Genomic DNA, 18825 nt, shown 5'->3' with positions numbered 1-18825 from the left:
GGCGTGGTGCGCGGGGCAACATTATCGCCGACGCGGCGCCCGGCTGAACATTTTGGCACGCGAACGTGACAGGGCCGGATCGCGCGGGCGTCGCGGGCTCGTGCTCAGGCAGGCACGCCCACGCTCGCCGCATGGGCCCGCACGATGCCGATGAACGCCGCCAGCACCGGGCTCACCTCGGCCGTGCGCCACACGAGCCCCGTTTCGATGCTGGGCACCGCCTCCGCAAGCGGCCGGTACACCACGCCCGTGCGCCGCAGATGCCTGAGCGAGCGCGGCACGAGCGCCACGCCCATGCCCGCCGACACGAGGCTCACGATCGTCTGCATCTGGATCGCCTCCTGGCCCACGCGCGGCGCGACGCCGGCCGCGCCGTAGCAGTCCATGATCGCGTCGTGGAAGCCCGGCGCCAGCGGACGCGGAAACACCACCAGCGGCACCTCGGCAAGCTCGCGCAGGCTCACGGGCGTGTCGTTCCAGTCGTCGGCGGCCGCGGCGCCCGGCGGCGCCGACAAGGCTGCCGGCATCGCCACCACCAGCGGCTCGCGCACCACCGGCAGATACGAAAGCTGCGCCGCGTGGCGCGGCGGCACCGGCCCGATCACGAGGCCCGCGTCGATGGGCCCCGCCACCAGTTCCTCGACCTGCACGTCGCTCGTGGCCTCCGCCAGTTGCAGGCGCACGCGCGGGTAGCGCGCGCCGAAGTCGCGCAAAAGGAGCGGCAGCAGGCCGTAGTCGGCGGTCGAGACGAAGGAGAGCGCCAGCACGCCCGCCTCGCCGCGCGCGAGGCTCTGCGCGAGCGGGCGCAGCGCTTCGGCCGCGGCGATCAGGCGCCGCACCTCGGGCAGCAGGTCGGCCCCCACGGCGCTCAGTTCGACCGAGCGGCGCGTGCGCGCGAACAGCTCGACGCCGAGCGTCTCCTCCAGCGCCCGGATGGCCTGCGAGAGCGGCGGCTGGGTCATCGAAAGGCGCGCCGCGGCGCGTCCGAAGTGCTGCTCCTCCGCCACGGCCACGAAGTAGCGCAACTGGCGCAGATCGGGAATCGTCGAGCTCATCGCTGATATGTTTTTCGACTCAGTAAGCCACGAATAATATATTGGACATTGGGCTCGCGAAACCGCAATCTCTTTGCGAGGCCCGAACGCGTCCCCACGACACCCGCTCGGCAGCCCGGCGTCCGGCGCAGAATGGAACCCGCGCGGAACCAGCGCGGAAACAACGCAGAACGGCGCGCAACCGCGCAAAACATCACGAAACGCAGCGAGACAGCATCCTCAGGAGGTCCCCATGCCCGACAACCGTCGTTCGAAGAACATCACCCAGGGCGTTGCCCGCTCGCCCAACCGGTCGATGTTTTACGCCCTCGGCTACGAAAAAGCCGACTTCGACAAGCCGATGATCGGCGTCGCCAACGGCCATTCGACCATCACGCCCTGCAACGCCGGCCTGCAGCGCCTGACCGACGCCGCGGTGGACGCGGTCAAGGGCGCCGACGCCAATCCCCAGACCTTCGGCACGCCGACGATCTCCGACGGCATGTCGATGGGCACCGAAGGCATGAAGTACTCGCTCGTCTCGCGCGAGGTGATCGCCGACTGCATCGAAACCTGCGTGCAGGGCCAATGGATGGACGGCGTGGTCGTGATCGGCGGCTGCGACAAGAACATGCCCGGCGGCATGATCGCGCTGGCGCGCATGAACGTGCCGGGCATCTACGTGTACGGCGGCACGATCCGCCCGGGCAACTGGAAGGGGCGCGACCTCACCATCGTGTCGGCGTTCGAAGCCGTGGGCGAATTCACGGCCGGGCGCATGTCCGAGGAGGACTTCGAAGGGGTCGAGAAGAACGCGTGCCCGTCCACCGGCTCGTGCGGCGGCATGTACACGGCGAACACCATGAGTTCCTCGTTCGAGGCGCTCGGCATGTCGCTCCTCTACTCCTCGACGATGGCCAACCCCGACCAGGAAAAGGTCGATTCGGCGGCGGAATCGGCGCGCGTGCTCGTGCAGGCCGTGAGGCAGGATCTCAAGCCGCGCGACATCATCACGAAGAAGTCGATCGAAAATGCCGTGGCGCTCATCATGGCCACCGGCGGCTCGACCAATGCCGTGCTGCACTATCTCGCGATCGCGCACGCGGCGCAAATCGACTGGGCCATCGACGACTTCGAGCGCATGCGCAAGAAGGTGCCGGTGATCTGCGACCTCAAGCCCTCGGGCCAGTACGTCGCAACCGACCTCCACAAGGCGGGCGGCATTCCGCAGGTGCTCAAGCTGCTGCTCGACGCGGGCCTGCTGCACGGCGACTGCATGACCATCACCGGCAAGACCATGGCCGAAGAACTGAAGGACGTGCCCGCGGTGCCGCGCGCCGACCAGAAAGTGATCTACCCCATCGACCGGGCGCTCTACAAGGAAGGCCACCTCGCGATCCTCAAGGGCAACCTCGCCACCGAAGGCGCCGTCGCCAAGATCACGGGGCTCAAGAACCCGGTCATCACGGGCCCGGCACGCGTGTTCGAAGACGAGCAGAGCGCGCTCGAAGCGATACTGGCGGACAAGATCCTGGCCGGCGACATCGTCGTGCTGCGCTACCTCGGGCCGAAAGGCGGCCCCGGCATGCCGGAGATGCTCGCGCCGACTTCGGCGATCATCGGCAAGGGGCTGGGCGAATCGGTGGGCCTCATCACCGACGGGCGCTTCTCGGGCGGCACGTGGGGCATGGTGGTCGGCCACGTCGCGCCTGAAGCGTTCGAAGGCGGCACGCTCGCGCTCGTGCAGGAAGGCGATTCGATCACCATCGACGCGCACAAGCTCCTCTTGCAACTGAACGTGGACGACGCCGAACTCGCGCGCCGCCGCGCGGCGTGGAAGCCGCCCGCACCGCGTTACACGCGCGGCGTGCTCGCGAAATACGCGGCGCTGGCGCGGCCGGCCAACGAGGGCGCGGTCACGGGCTGAAGGCAAGAACCCGCGCAACGGCGGAGATCGCGCGCGGAACCCGTATTGAAGTCGGGAAAGTGATAGAGGGCGCACGCGGAAAGCGTGTGCCCTTTGCTTTTATAATGCGACCACACCACAGCCGGCGCTCACGCTGGCGGAGACCAGCATGAACCTGAAGTCGCAAGCGATAAGGATGACAGCGACGCTCGCCGCCGCATTCCCGCTGGCCCTGGCCGCGGGGACGGCCTGCGCCCAGACCAGCCCGGCATCGGCATCCCAGGCGGCCCCGGCCGTGCCGGCCGCCGCCGCGGGCCTCGCGCTCGCCCAGCAGCAGAACTGCATGAGCTGCCATTCGGTGAACCGCGCGTTCATGGGACCCGCGTTGCGGGATGTGGCGTCGAAGTACGCCGCGAAGCCCGATGCCCAGACCTATCTGACACACAAGATCCTGGAAGGCAGCAGCGGCGTGTGGGGTGCCGTGCCGATGCCCGCGAACACGCAGTTGAGCCCCGGGCAGGCGGCCACGCTCGCCGGCTGGATCCTCACGCTGCGCTAGGGCCGGCTGCGTCAGTCAGGCGCCATTGCGAGGGAAAGCACTCAGGACTGCGCCGGCGGATGCCCCGCGCGCGCGGCCAGTTCCTCGCGCACGGCGTCCCGCACCCAGCCCTTGAGCTCGGTTTCGAGCGCGAGGCCGATCTCTCTCGACACATGGCCCACGAGCCAGTGCGTGTGCTCCTGCAATGCGGCGTTGCAGCGCGCTTCGATCACGTTGCGTCCGTCGCCCGTGAGCCACGTCAGACAGCGCCCGCGCAGACGCTCGACGAGCGCGTCGGCGTCGTGTGCGAGCAGGCCGTCCTCGGCCGCGGCCGGACCGGATGCCGCGGATGTCACGACGGGCGCCCCGGCAAAGACCGCCGCCGACGCCCGGGCGCGCAGCGGGTTGCCCAGCACGAGGGTATCGGTCAAGAGCGGAATCGAAGCGTCGTGGATGTCATGCTCTTCCGGCACGGGAACCTCCTTCCATCAGCAGAGCCGGCAACGCCTCAGCCACCCTGCTTGTAATTGTTCAGCGCGTAGCCGCGATCGCGGTAGTAGCGATAGCGTTCGCGGCCCGAAGCCAGCTCGTCGGGCGTGTCGCCGATCACTTCGAGCAGGCGCTCGAAGCGCGCGAACTGGGCCGGCACCGCCGCGCCGAGATTGACCAGCACGCGATGATGCGGCGCACGCTCGAGGTCCGCCGCCAGCACGATGGGCGTGCCGCCGGCGAGCGGACTTTCGGCCATGCAGTGCGGCACGAAGTCGAGCGGCGAGAAGGTCCACAACATCGCGTCGAAGGCGCGCAGGCGCGCGGGCTCGGCCAGCACGACGGCCTGCTCGCCCGCGAGATACGCCTTGCGCACGAGACGGCACGCGTACGCCAGCGTTTCGCCGACGTTCGTGTGAAAGTCGATGCGTGTCATCGCCGGCTCACTCCCTGAGTGCGCCGGGCACTGCGCCGAACGCTGCGTCAAACGTCATTGCGCCGCGCGGTCGATCAGGAACTGCGACAGCAGCGGCACCGGACGGCCCGTAGCCCCCTTCGCCGCGCCGCTCTTCCAGGCGGTGCCCGCGATGTCGAGGTGCGCCCACGGGTAGCTTTGCGTGAAGCGCGACAGGAAGCACGCCGCCGTCACGCTGCCGCCCGGACGCCCGCCGATGTTGGCGAGATCGGCGAAATTCGACTTGAGCTGATCGTGGTACTCGTCGTCGAGCGGCATGCGCCACGCCGGGTCGCTCGCCTCGCGCGACGCGTCGAGCAACTCGCCCGCCAGCGCGTCGTCCTTCGAGAAGAGACCGCTGTTGTGGTGGCCGAGCGCGATCACGCAGGCGCCCGTGAGCGTGGCGATGTCGATCACGGCGGCCGGCTTGAAGCGTTCGGCGTAGGTGAGCGCGTCGCACAGGATCAGGCGGCCCTCGGCGTCGGTGTTGAGCACTTCCACGGTCAGGCCCGCCATCGTCGTGACGATGTCGCCCGGCTTCGTGGCGTTGCCCGCGGGCATGTTCTCGCAGGTCGGGATGATGCCGATCACGTTGAGCTTCAGGCCCATTTCGGCGACGGCACGCAGCGTGCCCAGCACCGAGCCCGCGCCGCACATGTCGTACTTCATTTCGTCCATGCCCTCGCCCGGCTTGAGCGAGATGCCGCCCGTGTCGAACGTGATGCCCTTGCCCACGAGGACGACGGGCGCCGCCTTCGCGCTCGCGCCCTGGTAGTGCAGCACGACGAACTGCGGCGGCTCGACCGAACCGCGCGTCACCGACAGGAACGAGCCCATCTTGAGCGCCTCGATCTGGCGCTGGCCCAGCACCTCGACCTTCAGCTTCCAGTCGCGCGCGAGCTTCTTCGCGGTGGCGGCCAGATACGTGGGCGTGCAGACGTTGCCCGGCAGGTTGCCGAGGTCGCGCGTGAGGTCCATGCCGTTGGCGATGGCCGTGGCCTGCTTCGCGGCGAGCTTCGCGGCCTTCTCGTCGGCGGCGTCCACGCTGAACACGGCGCGGCGCAGCGCACGCGCGGCCGGCTCCGGCTTGCTCTTCATCTGCGTGAAGCGGTAGGTCTCGCCGCGCAGCGCCAGAATGGCGGCGCGCACGGCCCAGTCGCCCGAACGCTCCTTGATGGGCAACTGGGCAAGCGTGAACGTGACCTGCGCGATTTTCGTGCCGAGAATGGCGCGCCAGGCGGCCCGGGCGGCGTCGCCATAGGCCTTCTGGCCGAACGCATCCTGCTTGCCGAGGCCGACGAGCAGCACCCGCGAGGCGCCGATCCCCGTCACTTCCGGCAGGAACAGCGTGGAGCCGGCCTTGCCGTCCATGTCGCCGGCCTTGACTACGCGTGCGATCATGCCGCCGATGGCGCTGTCGATGGCGAATGCGGCGCCAGAGAGCGTCTGGGCCTCGAACACGCCAACCACGATGCAGTCCGATTTGCCGGTCAGGAACGAGCCTTCCCCGCCTTTGCTCCAGTCACAGCCTTTTATGCTAAAGTCCATCGCGCTTGTCCTCGGATAAAATCTGGGCTTAGGATGAAAGCCGCAATTATCCGCTATTTTTCCCGCGGCGGCTCCTGGCTGGATGCGCACCCTGCGCGGCGTCCGGTGCGGACCGCCCCCGCTCATCAAGAATGATCTTCGAACGTTCCCTGCAGCGCGAACTCGCGTACACGGCCGGCGCCGTGTTCATGGTTCTGCTCACGATCATGCTGACGACGATGATGATCCGCATCGTCGGCTTCGCTGCGTCGGGCCAGATCGACCCGCGGGACGTGCTCGTCCTGATCGGGCTGACCGTGATCGGCTACATGGCCGTGATGCTGATCGTCACGCTGTTCGTGTCGATCCTGTTCGTGCTCACGCGCTGGTACAAAGACTCGGAAATGGTCGTGTGGCTGGCCTCGGGCGTGAGCCTCACGCGCCTCATCAAGCCGGTCGCCGTCTTCACCGCGCCGATCCTGATCCTCATCGTTTTCTTCGCGTTCATCGGCTGGCCGTGGTCGAACGCGCAGAGCAAGCTCATTCGCGCGCGCTTCCAGCAGCGCGACGAGGTTTCGCTGCTCGCGCCGGGCCAGTTCCGCGAATCGCCCACCACGCACCGCGTGTTCTTCATCGAGAACATGAGCCCCGACCAGGCGCACGTGGAGAACGTGTTCGTCACGAGCACCGAGAACGGCAAGGTCAGCGTGATCGTCTCCAAGACGGGCCACACCGAAACCATGAAGAGCGGCGACCGCTTCGTCGTGCTCGAAAACGGCCGCCGCTACGACGGCGAACCGGGCCATCCGGACTTCCGCATTTCGGAGTTCCAGCGCTACGGCGTGAAGATCCAGAGCCAGCCCGTGGTCGCCACGCCCACGGCGAGCAGCACGTCCACGCCGGACCTGTTGCGCCACCCGACCCGGGACAACCTGGGCGAGCTCGCCTGGCGCTGCGGCCTGCCGCTCATCGCGATCAACCTGATGCTGCTCGCCATCCCGCTCGCGTACCAGAATCCGCGCCGCGGCCGCACGATCAATCTCGTGATGGCGGTGCTGATCTACCTCACGTACTCCAACCTGCTGAACGTCGTGCAGTCGCAGATCGAGCAAGGCAAGATGTCGTTCGGCGTCGGGCTCGTGGCGCTGCACGTCGTCGTGCTCGCGCTCGTGGTGTTCATCTTCTGGATGCGCGTGCGCAACCGGCCGCTCTTCACCCGCGCGACATTCCGGCGCGCGTCGCAGGGGAGCTGACCGATGCTCATCTACGAAAAATATTTCGCGCGCCAGGTCTACCTGACCTTCATCTTCATCCTGTTCGCGTTCTCGGGTCTGTTCTTCTTCTTCGACCTGATCAACGAACTGAACTCGGTGGGCCACGGCAACTACAAGTTCAGCTACGCGGTGCTGCGCGTCGCCCTGCAAACGCCCTCGCGCTTCTACGAGATCATCCCCGTCGCGGCGCTCATCAGCTCGATCTACGTGTTCGCGCAGATGGCGGCCAACTCCGAATACACCATCTTCCGCGTCTCGGGCCTCGCCACGCGCCAGGCGCTGTGGTCGCTCCTGAAGATCGGCGTGCCGCTCGTGTTCATCACCTATGTGATCGGCGAGGTGGTCGGGCCGTACACGGACCAGCTTTCCGAGCGCGTGCGCCTCGAGGCGCTGGGCTCGGCGGTATCGACCGACTTCCAGTCGGGCGTCTGGGTGAAGGACACGCTCACGGCGCGCGCCGACGGCGAGCAGGTCACGCGCTTCGTGAACGTCGGCAAGCTGCAACCCGATGCGACGATCACCGACGTGCGCATCTACGAGTTCGACTCGCAGTTCCGGCTCTCGAACGTGCGGATCGCCAGGACGGGCAGCTACGAGCCGCCGGGCCACTGGCTGCTCAAGGACGTGACGGACACCGAACTCATCAGCGTGCCGCCGCCGAAGGGCCAGCCGGCCGATACGCTCGACCCGGTCTATCGCGCGCAGCAAACTACGACGCCGGAGTACTCGCTGCGCTCGGAGCTCACGCCGCAGATTCTTTCGGTGCTGCTGGTTTCGCCGGATCGCATGTCGATGTTCAACCTGTTCCGCTACATCCAGCATCTGAACGAGAACCATCAGGACGCGCAGCGCTACACGATCGCGCTCTGGCGCAAGCTGCTCTACCCGTTCGCGGTGTTCGTGATGCTCGTGCTCTCGCTGCCCTTCGCGTACCTGCACACGCGTGCGGGCGTGGTGGGCGTGAAGGTGTTCGGCGGGATCATGCTCGGCATGAGCTTCCAGCTCATCAACACGCTGTTCTCGCACATCGGCACGCTGAACACGTGGCCCGCGCCGCTCACGGCGGCAACGCCGGGTCTCATCTACCTCGCGCTCGGCTTGATCGGGCTGAAATGGGTGGACCGGCACTAGCGCCGGTCATGGCCATGAGCGAGCCCGGCAAGCACGGCTTGATCCTGTTCGGCCACGGCGCACGCGATGCGCGCTGGAAGGAACCCTTCACGCGCCTCGCCGCGAAGCTTGCCGCCGCGCGCGGCGCCGACGCGGGGCCCGTTGGCCTCGCCTTTCTCGAACTGATGACGCCCGACCTGCCGGCCGCGATTGCGGAACAGGCCGATGCGGGCTGCGCAACGATCACGGTGGTGCCGGTGTTCTTCGGCCAGGGCGGGCACGTGCGGCGCGACCTGCCGGAGATCGTCGCGCGCTGCCAGGCCGCGCATCCCGGCGTGCAACTACGCTGTGCCGGTGCGGTGGGCGAAGACGATGCGGTGCTCGATGCGGTGGTGCAGTACTGCCTGGGCGTGGCGGACGATTGAGTCTCGGCGCGATCGGATCATGGCCGCCGAAGCGCCCATGGCACGCAAGAAAAAAGGGGCGCATCTAGCGCCCCTTCTCGTTCTGTCCGTCGCCAGCGCCCGGCTAGGCCGCGGCCCGCTGTCCCAGCACCGGCTCCGTCACCTCAGCGGCAGCGGCACCAGCCCCTACTGCCTGCTGCCCTGCCCGCTCGGCAAACGCCTCGCCGATCATCACGAGGCTCGGCTGCGTCGCATCGAGCCAGTCCTGCGCGGCACCCGCCGCCAGCGCCGCAAGCGTGAGCGTCAACGTGCGCTCGCGCGCCGTGCTGCACGCCTCGACGATCGCCACCGGCGTCGTGCCCGCGCGCCCCGCTTCGATCAGCTCGCGGGCGATTTCCGGCGCGCTGTCGCGCCCCATGTAGAACACGAGCGAATCCGCCTTCACCTGCTCGCGAATTTCCGCCGAATCGGCCGCGCGCGAATGCGTGGCAAGTGCGACGCTGCGTGCCACCCCGCGCAGCGTCAGCGAGCGGCGCAGCGTGGCCGCACTGGCGAGCGCTGCCGTGATGCCCGGCACGACCTCGTACTCGATACCCGCCGCTTCGAGCGCGCGCATCTCTTCGTCGGCGCGTCCGAACAGCATCGGGTCGCCGCCCTTCAGGCGCACGACCACCTCGTGCTCGCGCGCCGCATCGACAAGCTGCTTGTTGATGAAGTGCTGCGCCGTCGAGCGCTGCCCGCAACGCTTGCCCACCGCAATGAACTTCGCATGCTTCGGCGCGTAGTCGAGCATGGCCGGCTCGACGAGCGCGTCGTGCAGCACCACGTCGGCCGCGCCGAGCAGGCGCGCGCCGCGCACCGTAATGAGGTCCGCCGCGCCTGGCCCCGCGCCGATCAGATATACCTTGCCCATGTTTCCTTGCTCCGCTGGCCGCGCCCGCCGCAAGTGCGGGCCGCGGCCGCTTCCGCTTTGCTCCGGCTTCAGGCCGAAACCGCGCGGATCATGCCCGCCGCCACCGTGTGGTGGGTGGCTTCGTCGATGAGAACGAACGCGCCGGTGCCCGGGTGGACATCATACAGGTCCGCGACGAGCGGCTTTTGCAGCGTAAGCGCCACGCGGCCGATGTCGTTCATCGCGAGGTCGTGGCGGTCGGTCGCGTGCGAGAGCGTGTGCACGTCCAGCACCTGCCTGACCGCGCCGATCTTCGCGAACACCGTGCTCGTGGTCTGCTTGAGCAGGTACTTGCGCTGCGTCGAGAGCGGCTCTTCGTCGAACCAGCAGAGGTCGGCTTCGAGCTTCTTCGCGGGCTGCGTGGTGTCCGCGGCCGGCACGAAGGTGTCGCCGCGCGACACGTCCACGTCCTGCGCGAGGCGGATCGTGACGGTCTGACCCGCGAACGCGCGATCGACCTGCGCCGTGCCGCCCGGCACCGGCGCGATAATCTCGGCCACCGTCGCCTCGCGGCCGGCCGGCAGCACCGTGACGGCGTCGCCGAGCTTCACTTCACCCGCCTCGACACGGCCCATATAGCCGCGGAAGTCGTCGGCGCTCGAACCGTCCTGGCGTGCGACCCACTGCACCGGAAAGCGCAGCGCTTCGCCCGTGGCCTGCTCGACCGGCAGCGATTCCAGCACGTCCAGCAGCGGCGCGTCCGCATACCACGGCATGCGCTCGCTCGCGCTCACGATGTTGTCGCCCTTGAGCGCCGAAACCGGCACGAAACGCACGTCTTCGAGGCCGAGCTGGCGCGCGAGCGCGACATAGGCGTCGCGGATCAGGTCGAAGGTCGCTTCGCTGTACTCCACGAGGTCCATCTTGTTGATCGCGACGATCACGTGCTGCAGGCCGAGCAGCTTGACGATCGCGCTGTGGCGCTTGGTTTGCGGCAGCAGTTGCGTCTCGCCGTTTTCCACCGTCACGCGGGTGGCGTCGATCAGGATGATCGCGGCGTGCGCGGTCGAAGCGCCCGTCACCATGTTGCGCGTGTACTGCTCGTGGCCCGGCGTGTCGGCGATGATGAACTTGCGCTTTGCCGTGGCGAAATAGCGGTACGCCACGTCGATCGTGATGCCCTGCTCGCGCTCGGCTTCGAGGCCGTCGGTCAGGAGCGACAGGTCGATCTCGTCGCCCACCGTGCGCTTGTTCTTCGCGCGCGACAGCGCCGAGAGCTGGTCGCTCAAAACCGCCTTGCTGTCGTACAGCAGGCGGCCGATCAGCGTGCTCTTGCCGTCGTCCACGCTGCCTGCCGTGATGAAGCGCAGCACGCCGAGGTCTTCAGGTTGATGCGCGGGTTGCTCAATGCGGCTCATGTCGAAACGTTCCTCTGCGTGCTCTTTAGAAATAACCCTGCTTCTTGCGCTGTTCCATCGCGGCTTCCGACGTCTGGTCGTCCATGCGCGTCGCGCCGCGTTCCGTGATTTCGGTCACGGCCGTTTCGGCGATGATCTTCTCGACCGTGTCGGCATCGCTTTCCACCGGGCACGTGCAGCTGATGTCGCCCACCGTGCGAAAGCGCACGAGCGCCGATTCGCTCGTCTCGCCTTCCTTCATCGGCGTGAGCGGCGTGACCGGCACGAGCAGGCCGTTGCGGCGCACGATCTCGCGCTGGTGCGCATAGTAGATCGACGGCAGTTCGAGCTTTTCGCGCTCGATGTATTGCCACACGTCGAGTTCGGTCCAGTTCGAGATGGGGAACACGCGCAGGTGTTCGCCGTTGTGCAGGCGCGCGTTGTACAGGCTCCAGAGTTCCGGGCGCTGGGCCTTCGGGTCCCACTGGCCGAATTCGTCGCGAAACGAGAAGATGCGCTCCTTCGCGCGGGCCTTCTCTTCGTCGCGGCGCGCGCCGCCGATCATGGCCGTGTAGCCGTATTGCGCGATGGTTTCGAGCAGCGTGACCGCCTGCGCGGCGTTGCGCGAATCGGTTTCGCGGCGCAGGCGCACGGTGCCGCGCTTGATCGAGTCTTCGACGTGGCCGACCACGAGTTCGGCGCCGATCTCCGCCGCGCGGCGATCGCGGAAGTCGATCACTTCGTCGTAGTTGTGGCCCGTGTCGATGTGCACGAGCGGGAACGGCAGCGAGGTCTTGCGGTTCGCGCCGAGGCCGAACGCCTTGAGGGCGAGCGCGAGCACGACCACCGAGTCCTTGCCGCCCGAGAACAGCAGCGCGGGCTTGCTGCATTCGGCAACGAGTTCGCGCAGGATGTGGATCGACTCGGCTTCGAGCCAGTCGAGGTGGTCCATACGGTTCGCGGTGACGTTTAGCGGCGCGTTCACAGTCGGTTCGAGCGTCGTGCTCATGGTGAGATCCTTCGTTGATTCCCGCTGCCGAGGCCCGTAGCCGGGCAGCGTGACTGGCTTGCTCTACGAGGGCGGCGGGCCAGGCCCGCACGCCGGCTTTCAATTTTAGCTTGCGCGCTCCGCGACCGGCACGATGGCGACCGGAATGGCCGGGAGGGCACTGGCGGCGGGGCCGATATGCAGGCCGCACTCCTTCGTGTCGCGCGACTCCCACCACCAGCGGCCCGCGCGGCTGTCCTCGCCGGGGCGGATCGCGCGCGTACAGGGCTCGCAGCCGATGCTCGGGTAGCCGCGCGCATGCAGCGGATTCACGGGCACGTCGAAGGCGCGCAGATAATCCCAGACCTCGGCCTCGCTCCAGTCCGCGAGCGGGTTGAACTTGGCGATGTTGCGCGCGCCGTCCTGCTCTTCCTCGTGCAGTTCCGCGCGCGTGACCGACTGCTCGCGGCGCTGGCCCGTCACCCAGGCGGAAACCTCCGAGAGCGCGCGGTTCAGCGGCTCGACCTTGCGGATTTCGCAGCAGCGCTTGCGCAGATCCACGCTCTCGTAGAACGCGTTCAGGCCATGCTGGGCCACGTATTCACCCACCGCATCCTCGCGCGGGTGGAACTGCTCGATCTCGTAGCCGTAGCGCTCGCGCACGCGGTCGATCATGCCGAGCGTTTCCGCATGCAGGCGCCCCGTGTTCAGCGAGAAGACGCCGATCTTCACGCCGCGCGAGAGGATCGCGTGCGTGAGCAGCATGTCCTCGGCCGCGAGGCTGCTCGCAAACTTCACGCTGGCGTGGCGCGCGGCGATGGAGTCGAGCAGCACATTCAGCCGCTCGACCTTCGCCTGCAGTTCAGCGCCCACCTCAGTGCCCACCCCAGCGCCGGCGGTGCTCATGCTGCCGCACCCTGCGCGGCGCGGCGGCGGAACAGCGGCGCGGGCTCGTCGTACGCGCCCTGGTACTTCACCGTGAATTCGCCGAACGCCTTGAGCGCGTCGTGAATGTCCTTGTCCGCACGCACCGCGTACGCGTCGAAGCCGCAGCGCTCGAGGTAGAGCAACTGGTCGCGCAGCACGTCGCCAATCGCGCGCAGCTCGCCCTTGTAGCCATAGCGCTCGCGCAGCAGGCGGGCCGTGGAATAGCCGCGGCCGTCGCGAAACACCGGGAAATCGACGGCGATGAGCGCGACGCGGCCGAAGTCCGCCGCGAGATCGGCCGGTTCGCTGTCGGGTGCGAGCCACACGCCGAGTTCGTCGCGCGACTTCGCGGCGAGGAGCGCCTCGCGCCCGACCTGCCACAGGGCGAGCGGCACGACGACCTTGCCTGCGGGCAGCGCGGCCACGTCGGGCAGCGCGCCGTCTTCGCCCGCGCGCACCACGGTCCAGTTGTCCTCGACGACCGCGCGGTTCTTGATGATCTGGGTCATGAAACAAAATCCTCGTTGCGGTTCAGGCGTGGGCCGGCTGGCGCGATGCGTACACGCGCTCCTTGAAAGGCGCGATGCCGACGCGGTCGTAGGTGTCGATGAAGCGCTCGCCGTCGATGCGCTGTTCGACGAAGGTGTCGATCACCTTCTGCACGACGTCCGGCATTTCATCGGCCGAGAACGACGGGCCGATCACGCGGCCAAGGCGTGCGCCGTTGGCGCCCGTGCCCTGCTCGCCGCCGAGCGAGACCTGATACCACTCGGAACCGTCCTTGTCCACGCCCAGCACGCCGATGTTGCCGACGTGGTGATGACCGCACGAATTCATGCAGCCCGAGATGTTGAACGAGATGTCGCCCAGGTCGTAGACGTAGTCGAGGTCGTTGAAGCGCTCCTGGATCGCGAGCGCAATGGGGATCGACTTCGCATTCGCGAGCGAGCAGAAGTCGCCGCCCGGGCACGCGATGATGTCGGTCAGGAGGCCGATGTTCGCCGTTGCGAAGCCTTCGGCCCTGGCCTTTTCCCAGAGTGCGAAAAGATCGCGCTTCTTCACGTCGGCAAGGATCAGGTTCTGCTCGTGCGACACGCGGATCTGGCCGAACGAGTAGGCGTCCGCCCAGTCGGCCACGGCTTCCATCTGCTTGTCGGTGGCGTCGCCGGGGGCGATGCCGTGCGGCTTGAGCGAGAGCGTGACCGACGCATAGCCCGACACGCGGTGCGGGCGCACGTTGCGCTCGACCCAGCGCGCGAACGCGCGGTTCTCCAGCAGATGCTTCTCGTACGAGGCGTCCGTATCGGGCAGCTTGTCGTACGCGGGCGGAGCGAAGTACTGCGCGACGCGGTCCACTTCGGCCTGCGTGAGCGTGGAGGGGCCGTCCTTCAGGTGCTGCCACTCCTCTTCCACCTGCTGCGCGAACTTCCCGGGCGAGAGCGCCTTCACGAGAATCTTGATGCGCGCCTTGTACAGGTTGTCGCGGCGGCCGTAGCGGTTGTACACGCGCAGCACGGCTTCGCAGTAGGTCAGGAGATGCTGCCAGGGCAGATCGCGCTTGATGATGGCGCCGACGATCGGGGTCCGGCCGAGGCCGCCGCCCGCGAGAATGCTCGCGACGATTTCGCCTTGCGCGTTGCGGTCGAGGTAGACGCCCAGGTCGTGGATCTGCACCGCAGCGCGGTCTTCCTTCGACCCGGACACGGCGATCTTGAACTTGCGCGGCAGCCAGGCGAATTCGGGGTGGAACGTGGACCACTGGCGCATGATCTCGGCCCACGGACGCGGATCGACGACTTCGTCGGGCGCCACGCCCGCGAACTGGTCGGCCGTGATGTTGCGGATGCAGTTGCCCGAGGTCTGGATGCCGTGCATCTGGACCGAGGCGAGCTTTTCGAGGATCTCGGGCGTTTCTTCGAGCTGGATCCAGTTGTACTGGATGTTCGAGCGCGTGGAGAAGTGGCCGTAGCCGCGGTCGTGCACGCGCGCGATGTGGCCGAGCATGCGAAGCTGGTCGCTGCGCAGGTTGCCGTAAGGAATCGCGATGCGGTGCATGTAGGCGTGGCGCTGCATGTACAGGCCGTTCTGCAGGCGCAGCGGGCGGAACTCTTCTTCGCTCAATTCGCCCGAGAGGCGCCGGCGGACCTGGTCGCGGTACTGCGCAACGCGCTCGTCGACGATGGTCTGGTCGTACTGATCGTATTGGTACATTCGGGGACCCCAGGGTTGTATCAATCGCGGCGTTCCGGTTACGCCGCGTTCTCCGACTTCGACTTCGCTCTGCCTCGATCCCGCTCATGGCCGGCCGCCTGACGGCGCCTGTCATTTGCTAATGACCAAAACAGATATCCATATTGGAAAAGTTGGGGAAATGGTAATAAACTCGCCTTATATTTCAAACGACCAAAAAATCAGGTTGATATGCAACCAGGTTATAAGGGGTATCGATGAACCTGCACCAGTTCCGGTTCGTGCGCGAGGCCGTGCGGCAGAATTTCAACCTCACGGAAGCCGCCAAGGCCCTGTATACGAGCCAGCCCGGCGTTTCGAAGGCGATCATCGAGCTGGAGGACGAGCTTGGGGTCGAAATCTTTACGCGCCACGGCAAGCGCGTGCGCTCGCTCACGGAGCCAGGGCGCATCATCCTCGCCTCGGTGGAACGCATTCTCCAGGAAGTGGAAAGCCTCAAGCGCGTGGGTAAGGACTATGCGGCCCAGGATCAGGGCAACCTGGTCATCGCGGCCACCCACACCCAGGCGCGCTACTCGCTGCCGGCCGCCATCGCCGAGTTCAAGCGGCGCTTTCCCAAGGTGCACCTCTCCATCCTGCAGGGCAGCCCCACCCAGGTGGCGGAAATGGTGCTCCACGACCAGGCCGACCTCTGCATCGCCACCGAGGCGATCTCGGGCTACAAGGAGCTCGTGTCGCTGCCCTGCTTCACCTGGCACCACGTGGCGGTGATGCTGCCCGACAACCCGCTGCTGGAGCGCAAGCCGCTCTCGCTCGACGATCTGGCCCAATATCCGCTGATCACCTACGACAACGCCTTCGCGGGCCGCACCAAGATCAACGATGCGTTCCGCCTGCGCGGCCTCTCGCCCGACATCGTGCTGGAAGCGATCGACGCCGACGTCATCAAGACCTACGTGGAACTGGGCATGGGCGTGGGCATCATGGCCGACATCGCCTTCAACGCCGAGCGCGACCGCCACCTGCGCGCCGTGCCCGTGGGACACCTGTTCGGCAGCAACGTGACGCGCGTGGCGCTCAAGCAGGGGGCGTATCTGCGCAGTTATGTATACACGCTCGTCGAACTGCTCTCGCCGAGCCTGAACCGCAAGCTGATCGAGCAGGCCCTCAAGGGCGAGCACGAGACTTACGAACTGTAACGACCCGGTGCACAGCGGCGCCCTCAAGCGCAGCGAAAGACCCAAGCGCAGCGGCAACGCCAGCCGGCCAGCAGGACAAACCGTACAAAAACCCCCTTCCAGCCTGGAGACCTACCGCATGAAGCTGCATCCGTTCCTGCGCCCGCTCGCCGTCACGGCAGCCGCCGCGCTCGTCGCCACCGCCGCGCCCCGCGCCTTCGCCGACCTGAAAGTCGGCATCGATTTGTCGAGCACGGGGCCGGCCGCCGTCATCGGCATCACCAGCAAGAACGCGATGCAGATGTGGCCCGACACGATCGCGGGCCAGAAGGCCGACTACATCGTGCTCGACGACGGCTCCGATCCGGGCGCGGCCGTGCGCAACATCCGCAAGCTCATCAACGAAGACCACGTGGACGTGATCGTCGGCCCGAACATCACGCCGGCCGCGCTCGCGGCGCTCGATCCGGCCGCCGAAAGCCACACGCCGATGATCACGCTGGTGGGTTCGGCTTCGGTGGTCGAGCCGCAGGAAGGGCCGCGCGTGTGGGCGTTCAAGATGGCGCAGACCGACGCCGCCATGGCCGACGTGATGACCCGCTACATGGCCGCGCACAACGTGAAGACGGTGGGCTTCATCGGCTTTGCGGACAGCTACGGCGACAGCTGGCTCAAGGAGTTCACGAAGTTCGCAGCCGGGCGGCACATCCAGATCGTGGCGACCGAGCGCTTTAACCGCACCGACGCGAGCGTGACGGGCCAGGTGCTCAAGCTGATCGCGGCGAAGCCCGACGCGGTGCTGATCGCCGGCGCCGGCACGCCCACCGTGCTGCCGCAGCGCACGCTGGTGGAGCGCGGCTACAAGGGGCCGATCTACCAGACGCACGGCATCGCCACGCCCGAATTCATCAAGCTGGGCGGCAAGGACGTGGAAGGCACGCTGTTCCCGACCCAGCCCGTGGTCGTCGCGCGCACGCTGCCCGCCGACGAGCCGGCGCAGAAAGCGGCACTCGCCTTCGTCGAGGCTTACGAGGCGAAGTACGGGCCCGGCACGGTCACGCAGTTCGCCGGCGACGCGGCAGGCGTGTATCCGCGCCTGCAGGACGCCGTCGCGCGCGCTCTCAAGACGGCCCAGCCCGGCACCGAGGCGTTCCGCGTCGCGCTGCGCAGTGCGCTGGAGCAGGCCCACGACGTGGTGGTGCCGAACGGCTTCGTCACCACGAGCCCCGCCGATCACGTCGGGCTCGACCAGCGCGCGAGCGTGATGGGGACGATCCGCGACGGCAAGTTCGTCTATCTCGCGCAGTAAGCGCCGGCGCGCGCCAGGCTAGCGCGCGATCTGCTGCCACGCGCCGTCCGCCGCGCTGCTCGCCAGCACGGCGGCAATGAAGCGCAGTCCTTCGACGCCGTCGTCGACGGTGGTCAGCATGTGGCTCTCGGGCGGCGCGGCCACGCCCGCCTCGCGTGCGGCGATCTGCGCCGCGGCGTCGCGATAGAGCTGCGCAAACGCTTCCAGGTAGCCCTCCGGATGCCCGGCCGGCACGCGCGTCGCATGGCGCGCCGCCGCGCCGCTCACCCGTGCGCGCGTGAGCCGCTGCGCCTCGCCGCCTTGCGGCGTGAACCACAGGACATTGGGCTCTTCCTGATCGAACGCGAGCCCGCCCTTCGTTCCGTACACGCGCAGCCGCAGCGCGTTCTCCGCGCCGCTCGCCACCTGGCTTGCCCACAGCATGCCGCGCGCGCCGCCCGCGTAGCGCAGCATCGCCTGCACGTGGTCGTCCACGCGCCTGCCCGGCACGAAGGTATGGACCTCCGCGGCCAGCGCATCGGGCACGAGGCCACTCACGAAGGCCGCGAGCTGGTACGCGTGCGTGCCGATATCGCCGAGACACCCGGCCGGCCCCGCGAGCGCGGGATCGGTCCGCCAGCCCGCCTGGCGGTTCGTGCCGTCGCGCTCGACGGGTGTGGCGAGCCAGTCCTGCGCGTATTCCACCTGCACGATGCGCACCTCGCCGATCTCGCCCGCCGCGACCATTTCGCGCGCGTGGCGCACGAGCGGATAGCCCGAGTAGGTATGGGTGAGCGCGAACACGAGCCCGGCTTCGCGCGCGTGCTGCGCGAGCGCCTCGCCTTCGGCGAGCGAAACGGCCAGCGGCTTGTCGCAGATCACGTGAATGCCCGCGTCCATGAAGGCGTGCGCCACGGGCGCATGCAGATGGTTGGGCGTGACGATGGCCACGGCGTCGATGCCGTCGCCGAGCGTGCCCTCCACGCGCGCCATCTCGCGCCAGTCGGCATAGCTGCGCGTGAGGCCGAGCGCCTCGGCGCTCAACTGGGCGCGCACCGGATCGGAGGAAAGCGCGCCGGCAACCAGCTCGAACGCGTCGTCGAGGCGCGCCGCGATGCGATGCACCGCGCCGATGAATGCGCCCTCGCCGCCGCCCACCATGCCGAGCCTGAGTCTTTGTGTCATTGCGTTGCTCCTTGCGTTGCACCCTTGCGTTGCGCCTGCGTTGG

18 protein-coding genes are annotated in these 18825 nt (G+C 67.7%); 7 read left to right on the top strand and 11 right to left on the bottom strand.

Going from position 1 to position 18825, the window contains the following annotated elements; genetic code table 11:
• Positions 1-104: 104 nt before the first annotated feature.
• Entirely contained in the window at positions 105-1055 is a 951-nt protein-coding gene (locus BFE01S_RS14200; RefSeq protein ID WP_028226087.1) for a LysR family transcriptional regulator, read from the bottom strand.
• A gap of 232 nt (positions 1056-1287) precedes the next feature.
• Between BFE01S_RS14200 and ilvD the strand changes: the two genes are divergently transcribed.
• Together ilvD and BFE01S_RS38595 are read left to right on the top strand one after the other, a co-directional pair.
• Positions 1288-2961: a dihydroxy-acid dehydratase gene (gene ilvD / locus BFE01S_RS14195; protein WP_028226086.1), complete on the top strand. Its 1674-nt coding sequence runs from the start codon at positions 1288-1290 to the stop codon at positions 2959-2961.
• 148 nt (positions 2962-3109) lie between these two features.
• The gene (locus BFE01S_RS38595) at positions 3110-3499 is read left to right on the top strand and encodes a c-type cytochrome (protein WP_084169831.1); all 390 of its coding nucleotides are present in this window, start codon (positions 3110-3112) and stop codon (positions 3497-3499) included.
• Positions 3500-3540: 41 nt separating this feature from the next.
• Here the strand turns inward: BFE01S_RS38595 and BFE01S_RS14185 are convergent, their stop codons facing one another.
• The 3 genes from BFE01S_RS14185 to BFE01S_RS14175 are packed head-to-tail and all read right to left on the bottom strand — an operon-like array spanning position 3541 to position 5969.
• The gene (locus BFE01S_RS14185; RefSeq protein WP_028226084.1) at positions 3541-3951 is read right to left on the bottom strand and encodes a DUF2486 family protein; all 411 of its coding nucleotides are present in this window, start codon (positions 3949-3951) and stop codon (positions 3541-3543) included.
• Between the two features lie 35 nt (positions 3952-3986).
• Positions 3987-4403, bottom strand: a complete 417-nt coding sequence (locus tag BFE01S_RS14180; RefSeq protein WP_028226083.1) for a DNA polymerase III subunit chi — start codon at positions 4401-4403, stop codon at positions 3987-3989.
• Between the two features lie 54 nt (positions 4404-4457).
• The gene (locus tag BFE01S_RS14175; RefSeq protein ID WP_028226082.1) at positions 4458-5969 is read right to left on the bottom strand and encodes a leucyl aminopeptidase; all 1512 of its coding nucleotides are present in this window, start codon (positions 5967-5969) and stop codon (positions 4458-4460) included.
• 131 nt (positions 5970-6100) lie between these two features.
• On the opposite strand from BFE01S_RS14175, the gene lptF reads away from it, so the two are divergent.
• The 3 genes from lptF to BFE01S_RS14160 are packed head-to-tail and all read left to right on the top strand — an operon-like array spanning position 6101 to position 8757.
• Positions 6101-7201, top strand: coding sequence for an LPS export ABC transporter permease LptF (gene lptF, locus BFE01S_RS14170; protein WP_028226081.1), 1101 nt, complete (start codon positions 6101-6103; stop codon positions 7199-7201).
• A 3-nt stretch (positions 7202-7204) separates the two neighbouring features.
• Entirely contained in the window at positions 7205-8353 is a 1149-nt protein-coding gene (gene lptG, locus BFE01S_RS14165) for an LPS export ABC transporter permease LptG (RefSeq protein ID WP_028226080.1), read from the top strand.
• Between the two features lie 14 nt (positions 8354-8367).
• The gene (locus tag BFE01S_RS14160) at positions 8368-8757 is read left to right on the top strand and encodes a sirohydrochlorin chelatase (RefSeq protein WP_028226079.1); all 390 of its coding nucleotides are present in this window, start codon (positions 8368-8370) and stop codon (positions 8755-8757) included.
• A 103-nt stretch (positions 8758-8860) separates the two neighbouring features.
• Here the strand turns inward: BFE01S_RS14160 and cobA are convergent, their stop codons facing one another.
• The 6 genes from cobA to BFE01S_RS14130 form a co-directional block, all read right to left on the bottom strand.
• A complete protein-coding gene (cobA, locus tag BFE01S_RS14155) occupies positions 8861-9649 on the bottom strand; it encodes a uroporphyrinogen-III C-methyltransferase (protein WP_028226078.1) in 789 nt (262 codons plus the stop codon).
• 68 nt (positions 9650-9717) lie between these two features.
• A complete protein-coding gene (locus BFE01S_RS14150) occupies positions 9718-11046 on the bottom strand; it encodes a sulfate adenylyltransferase subunit 1 (RefSeq protein ID WP_028226077.1) in 1329 nt (442 codons plus the stop codon).
• Positions 11047-11071: 25 nt separating this feature from the next.
• Positions 11072-12034 carry a sulfate adenylyltransferase subunit CysD gene (gene cysD, locus BFE01S_RS14145; RefSeq protein ID WP_028226076.1) on the bottom strand — a complete coding sequence of 321 codons (963 nt, stop codon included), beginning with the start codon at positions 12032-12034 and terminating at the stop codon, positions 11072-11074.
• A gap of 105 nt (positions 12035-12139) precedes the next feature.
• Positions 12140-12919, bottom strand: a complete 780-nt coding sequence (locus tag BFE01S_RS38590; RefSeq protein ID WP_042337661.1) for a phosphoadenylyl-sulfate reductase — start codon at positions 12917-12919, stop codon at positions 12140-12142.
• A complete protein-coding gene (locus BFE01S_RS14135; protein WP_028226075.1) occupies positions 12916-13449 on the bottom strand; it encodes a DUF934 domain-containing protein in 534 nt (177 codons plus the stop codon). The genes BFE01S_RS38590 and BFE01S_RS14135 overlap by 4 nt, the downstream gene beginning before the upstream one ends.
• Positions 13450-13471: 22 nt before the next feature.
• Entirely contained in the window at positions 13472-15151 is a 1680-nt protein-coding gene (locus tag BFE01S_RS14130; RefSeq protein WP_028226074.1) for a nitrite/sulfite reductase, read from the bottom strand.
• Between the two features lie 236 nt (positions 15152-15387).
• Between BFE01S_RS14130 and BFE01S_RS14125 the strand changes: the two genes are divergently transcribed.
• Together BFE01S_RS14125 and BFE01S_RS14120 are read left to right on the top strand one after the other, a co-directional pair.
• Complete coding sequence (locus tag BFE01S_RS14125; protein WP_028226073.1) at positions 15388-16329, top strand: CysB family HTH-type transcriptional regulator; 942 nt, start codon at positions 15388-15390, stop codon at positions 16327-16329.
• Between the two features lie 118 nt (positions 16330-16447).
• Entirely contained in the window at positions 16448-17617 is a 1170-nt protein-coding gene (locus tag BFE01S_RS14120; RefSeq protein ID WP_028226072.1) for an ABC transporter substrate-binding protein, read from the top strand.
• An 18-nt stretch (positions 17618-17635) separates the two neighbouring features.
• Here the strand turns inward: BFE01S_RS14120 and BFE01S_RS14115 are convergent, their stop codons facing one another.
• Entirely contained in the window at positions 17636-18781 is a 1146-nt protein-coding gene (locus BFE01S_RS14115) for a Gfo/Idh/MocA family protein (protein WP_028226071.1), read from the bottom strand.
• Positions 18782-18825 lie beyond the last annotated feature (44 nt).

It is taken from the genome of Paraburkholderia ferrariae NBRC 106233, assembly GCF_000685035.1.
Taxonomy (GTDB): Bacteria; Pseudomonadota; Gammaproteobacteria; order Burkholderiales; family Burkholderiaceae; genus Paraburkholderia; species Paraburkholderia ferrariae.
Note: the sequence above shows the minus strand (reverse complement) of the source record. Positions and strands in the feature narration are given on the sequence as shown.

Bases quoted from the DNA above. Each gene is read 5' to 3' on its own strand.
- BFE01S_RS14200 (WP_028226087.1), bottom strand. From the start codon at position 1,055: ATGAGCTCGACGATTCCCGATCTGCGCCAGTTGCGCTACTTCGTGGCC.
- ilvD (WP_028226086.1), top strand. From the start codon at position 1,288: ATGCCCGACAACCGTCGTTCGAAGAACATCACCCAGGGCGTTGCCCGC.
- BFE01S_RS38595 (WP_084169831.1), top strand. From the start codon at position 3,110: ATGAACCTGAAGTCGCAAGCGATAAGGATGACAGCGACGCTCGCCGCC.
- BFE01S_RS14180 (WP_028226083.1), bottom strand. From the start codon at position 4,403: ATGACACGCATCGACTTTCACACGAACGTCGGCGAAACGCTGGCGTAC.
- BFE01S_RS14175 (WP_028226082.1), bottom strand. From the start codon at position 5,969: ATGGACTTTAGCATAAAAGGCTGTGACTGGAGCAAAGGCGGGGAAGGC.
- lptF (WP_028226081.1), top strand. From the start codon at position 6,101: ATGATCTTCGAACGTTCCCTGCAGCGCGAACTCGCGTACACGGCCGGC.
- lptG (WP_028226080.1), top strand. From the start codon at position 7,205: ATGCTCATCTACGAAAAATATTTCGCGCGCCAGGTCTACCTGACCTTC.
- BFE01S_RS14160 (WP_028226079.1), top strand. From the start codon at position 8,368: ATGAGCGAGCCCGGCAAGCACGGCTTGATCCTGTTCGGCCACGGCGCA.
- cobA (WP_028226078.1), bottom strand. From the start codon at position 9,649: ATGGGCAAGGTATATCTGATCGGCGCGGGGCCAGGCGCGGCGGACCTC.
- BFE01S_RS14150 (WP_028226077.1), bottom strand. From the start codon at position 11,046: ATGAGCCGCATTGAGCAACCCGCGCATCAACCTGAAGACCTCGGCGTG.
- cysD (WP_028226076.1), bottom strand. From the start codon at position 12,034: ATGAGCACGACGCTCGAACCGACTGTGAACGCGCCGCTAAACGTCACC.
- BFE01S_RS38590 (WP_042337661.1), bottom strand. From the start codon at position 12,919: ATGAGCACCGCCGGCGCTGGGGTGGGCACTGAGGTGGGCGCTGAACTG.
- BFE01S_RS14135 (WP_028226075.1), bottom strand. From the start codon at position 13,449: ATGACCCAGATCATCAAGAACCGCGCGGTCGTCGAGGACAACTGGACC.
- BFE01S_RS14130 (WP_028226074.1), bottom strand. From the start codon at position 15,151: ATGTACCAATACGATCAGTACGACCAGACCATCGTCGACGAGCGCGTT.
- BFE01S_RS14125 (WP_028226073.1), top strand. From the start codon at position 15,388: ATGAACCTGCACCAGTTCCGGTTCGTGCGCGAGGCCGTGCGGCAGAAT.
- BFE01S_RS14120 (WP_028226072.1), top strand. From the start codon at position 16,448: ATGAAGCTGCATCCGTTCCTGCGCCCGCTCGCCGTCACGGCAGCCGCC.
- BFE01S_RS14115 (WP_028226071.1), bottom strand. From the start codon at position 18,781: ATGACACAAAGACTCAGGCTCGGCATGGTGGGCGGCGGCGAGGGCGCA.